Raw genomic sequence first — 4,580 nt, forward strand, 5'->3', positions numbered from 1 at the left:
GCGGGTTATCGAACGGGTCGTTATACCTCGCCCCATCTGTTGAGTTGGTGTGAGCGTATTTGTGTTGATGGTAACTCCATTGCCCCTGAAGTTTTCTTGAGATTGATTCAGCAGATTGAAGCAGTACTGCCACAGGTGGCCTACCCCCCCAGTCAGTTTGAGGTGATCACAGCGGCGGCATGGCTCTATTTTGCCCAGCAGCAGGTGGAGGTGGCGGTGATCGAGGTGGGCTTGGGAGGACGCTTGGATGCAACAAATGTGTGTCAACCCCCTTTGGTGAGTGTGATTACCTCCATCGGTTGGGATCATTGGCAGCGGTTGGGCAATAGCTTGGGGGCGATCGCGGGTGAAAAGGCCGGCATTCTCAAGCAGGGGGTGCCCGCTGTTATTGGCCCTGTTCCCCCCGAAGCAAAATCCGTGATTGCAGAGCGTTTGGAGGCCTTGGGGTGCCCGGCGATTTGGCCAGAACCCGCGCAGTGGTGTGCCGATCGTCTTGGATGGGCCAGTTGGGGTGGCATCGAGTATCCCTTGCCCTTGGCCGGCGAGATGCAGTTAGTCAATTCGGCGATCGCGATCGCCACTCTGCAATGCTTGCAAACCCAAGGCTGGCAAATTTCCCTCGCCGCCATTCAGCAGGGGATGGCCCAAACCCGCTGGCCGGGACGACTGCAATGGTTACCTTGGCAAGGGCGAAAACTGCTCATTGATGGTGCCCACAATGCCCCTGCAGCCGCCTACCTGCGGCAATACGTGGATCAGTTAGGATGGCAAGAGGTGACGTGGGTGGTGGGGATGCTGGCCAATAAAGATCACGAGGGGATTCTTAAACATCTCCTACGGGCCGGCGATCGCCTGTGGTTGGTACCCGTGCCGGATCATGCAAGCGCTAAGTTAGAGGACTTGCAGGCCCTTGCCCACGCCTGTTGCCCTGAGTTAGGGGAGTGCCGATGTTTTAACGACGTGGCCGAGGCACTCGATATAGCGGGCGATCGCTGTGTGGTCTGTGGCTCCCTCTATTTAATCGCTCATGTTTTGGGGGCGATCGCAAGCCCAGACTTTCAAGCAACGTGAGACCTGATTGATCTTAATCGCCATTTGACATCCTCCCCGGCCTATTAGCTTGCGCCCGCGCAGCGGTACGGCGGGGCTTGCCGCGCACCAGGTCAAGGCCATCGGGGTCGGGGCTGGCTAATCTAACGGATTGGCCGCGAGTTCTCATCTGTCACTTCATTGCAGCCCCAAGGGGAGGGGTAAAATCTAAGGTAATGTTGCTCTATTGATATGCCACGGCGACGCACCCGTAGTCAGGTTATTGTTCTCGATGCCCTTAGAGCCAGTGGCCGCTCGCTCTCGGCGCAGGAACTTTTTTTAGAACTGCGGCAACGGCAAACGCCCCTAGGTCTTGCAACGGTTTATCGCACCCTAGAGTATCTGCGCATCAATGGTAAAGTGCAAGCACGCCCCTTACCCAGCGGGGAACTGGTCTATAGCTTGGTGCAGCAGGATCAGCACTATCTCACCTGTTTGCAGTGTGGCATATCGGTAAAAATTGATCATTGTCCAGTGCAGCATCTAGAAACGGAGCTACAACAGTCCCATCACTTTGAGATTTTCTACCACACCCTTGAGTTTTTTGGCCTCTGTGCCAAGTGCCAAGTCATGGCACAGCGCTGAAGCGGTATTCTGGATCAGGCGCGTCTTCAGACAGTAGAAAGTAGTGTGATTGAATTTGCCAATTGTGCTTGGACACGGGCGATCGCCCAAGGCTGGCAGAATCCTTATCGCGTTCGCTACACCAGCAATTTAGACGATGGCCCTTGGCATGGGATGCCTCTTGGCGGCTTTGGCGCGGGCTGTATTGGCCGTTCCTCTGGCGGCGACTTTAACCTCTGGCACCTCGATGGGGGAGAGCATCTCTTTGGCACCCTACCCGCTTGTCAATTCAGCCTCTTTGAGCAGGGAGAACAGACACAGGCCTACGCCCTAGGGACTCCCCCCAACGATGGCCGCCTCAGCAGTTGGAAATGGTATCCTGCGGGCAAAGGTCTTTACGCCGCCCGCTATCCCCGCAGTTGGTTTGTCTATGAGGGGGTCTTTAGCGCCCAGATCACCTGCGAACAGTTTTCGCCGATTTTGCCCCACAACTACCAAGAAACCAGTTATCCCGTAGCGGTGTTTCTGTGGACGTTTACCAATCCCACGGATCAGCCCCTCACCCTGAGCTTGATGTTCTCATGGCAAAACACGGTCGGCTGGTTTTGCAATACCACCCCCTCTTCAGCCATTGAAATTCGCGAGGATGGCAGCCCCATCTACACCTACACGCCCCGCTGGGGTCAAAGTGATGGGAATTTTAATGAACTGGTTCAAACGGCGTCCTATCAAGGTTGGCGATTGCGGCGCCGCCCCCACCCAAACCCACCCCAAGAGGGGGATGGCGAATGGGCAGCCCTGATTCCCACAGGCTTGGGGGAGTTTTTCGGCCATAGTCGCTGGCAGCCAGAGGGGGATGGCGCAGAACTGTGGCAATCCTTTGCTGTGGATGGCTCCCTCCCCATTGTCAATGATCCAACCCCAGCGGCAGCGGCAGAACAGGTGGCCGCCGCCTTTGCCCTGCGCTTTTCCTTGGCAGCGGGAGACACAAAGCAAATTCCCGTAGTCTTGGCGTGGGACTTTCCTGTCACTGAGTTTGGCCAGGGGGTAATCTATTATCGTCGCTACACGGATTTTTGCGATCGCCAAGGAACCAATGCCGTCACCCTAGCTGCCAGAGGCCTTGCTGCCTATGCCAGTTGGCAAGAGCAGATTCGTGCTTGGCAGGAACCTATCCTCAAACATCCCGCGTGGCCTGACTGGTTCAAGATGGCTCTCTGTAATGAGCTATACGTTCTCAGCAGTGGCGGTAGCCTCTGGAGTGCCGCCAGCGATCGCGACCCCGTGGGGCAGTTTGCGGTTCTCGAATGCCTTGACTACCGTTGGTATGAAAGTCTCGATGTGCGCCTCTATGGCTCCTTCGCCCTGCTGCAATTGTGGCCAGAACTGGAAAAGTCCGTAATGCGTGCCTTTGCGCGGGCAATTCCAACCGCAGATGCAACCCTGCGAATCATTGGCTACTTCTACCGCGGTGATCCCAAAACTGCCTACAAAGCGCCCCGCAAACTCGCCAATGCGGTGCCCCACGATCTCGGTGCCCCCAATGAGCACCCCTGGGAGCAGACTAACTACACGGCCTACCAAGACTGCAATCTCTGGAAAGACTTGGCCTCGGACTTTGTCCTGTTGGTCTATCGGGACTTTCTGTTTACAGGGGGAACGGATCTCGACTTTGCCCGCGAGTGCTGGCCGGCGGTGGTAGCGGCTTTGAACTACTTGAAACAATTTGACCGCGATGGCGATGGTCTGCCGGAAAATGGCGGCGCCCCAGATCAAACCTACGATGACTGGAAACTCCAAGGAGTCAGTGCCTACTGTGGCGGCTTGTGGTTGGCAGCCCTAGAGGCAGCGATCGCCCTCGGCACCATTCTCCAAGAACCGCAGGTGGAGACCTACCGCCAGTGGCTGAGCCACGCCCGCCCCCGTTACCATCGGCTCCTTTGGAACGGGGAGTACTATCGTCTTGACAGTGAGAGCGGTTCAGAGGTCGTCATGGCCGACCAGCTCTGTGGCCAGTTCTATGCCCAACTGCTGGGCTTAGAGGATATTGTGCCCTCGGACTGTTGCGATCGCGCCCTGCGCAAAATCTATAACACTTGCTTTCTTGGATTTCACAACGGCCAATTTGGCGCCGCCAATGGTCTATTACCCAACGGTCAACCCGAAAACCCCCACGCTACCCATCCCCTCGAAGTCTGGATCGGGATTAACTTTGGCTTAGCTGCCTTTTTGTGGCAACGGGGCATGATCCAAGAAGCATGGCGCTTAGCCGAGGTGGTGGTACGTCAAATCTACGAGAATGGCCTGCAATTTCGTACCCCAGAGGCGATCACGGCCAATGGCACTTTCCGTGCGTGTATGTACCTGCGCCCCATGGCCATCTGGGCACTGGCACTGGTGAGTCGCAGATCACAACTCAATTAAAATTTTTGTAGCTTAGTTTACACTGTTTTGATTTGTGAACCCGTCACAATGGTGACCGATGGGCTGCCCGTTTATGATAGGGGGTAGCGCATCAACCGGCCATTTCTTTAGATAACCTATGGATAACCTCAGCCAACGTTACCTTCGTCTGTGCCAAGCTTATAGCCAACTGGCAGAACGCTATACCAAACTCGATATTGACCACATGACGCTTCGGGAAAAGCTCGTCCCTTTTCTGATGGCGTTCAAATATTACAAACAAATGACAGAGCAGCTCAGGGCTGAAAAAGAGGCGCTGCAGCGGGAACTCAATGACTTGCGCGATCGCTACCAATTGCTTGTGAATCAAAACGGTAGTGCGCCCGTCAATGAGGAACTCCTCACTGCCCTTGCGGAAGCCGAGGAGCAAATGGAACTCATTGAAGAAACCCTGCGGGAACAGGAGGCTGACCCCGACCCCAATCTGCTTCCCCTGGAAAAGCAATTGCTGGAAGAATATACAA

At 55.6% G+C, this 4,580-nt stretch carries 4 protein-coding genes; all 4 read left to right on the forward strand.

Annotation, left to right across the window (positions count from 1 at the left end; translation table 11 throughout):
- Positions 1-1,071 (forward strand): folylpolyglutamate synthase/dihydrofolate synthase family protein (locus Q0711_RS01395; protein ID WP_299041370.1); only part of this gene is annotated, 1,071 nt, incomplete at its 5' end.
- A 210-nt stretch (positions 1,072-1,281) separates the two neighbouring features.
- Entirely contained in the window at positions 1,282-1,674 is a 393-nt protein-coding gene (locus tag Q0711_RS01400) for a transcriptional repressor (RefSeq protein ID WP_298612552.1), read from the forward strand.
- Positions 1,675-1,719: 45 nt separating this feature from the next.
- Positions 1,720-4,077 (forward strand): GH116 family glycosyl hydrolase, encoded by a 2,358-nt coding sequence (locus Q0711_RS01405; protein WP_298617824.1) that lies wholly within the window; start codon positions 1,720-1,722, stop codon positions 4,075-4,077.
- A gap of 118 nt (positions 4,078-4,195) precedes the next feature.
- Positions 4,196-4,580, forward strand: a 385-nt coding sequence (locus tag Q0711_RS01410; RefSeq protein WP_299041373.1) for a hypothetical protein, incomplete at its 3' end; no start/stop codon positions are given.

It is taken from the genome of uncultured Thermosynechococcus sp. (assembly GCF_937958135.1).
GTDB lineage: Bacteria > Cyanobacteriota > Cyanobacteriia > Thermosynechococcales > Thermosynechococcaceae > Thermosynechococcus.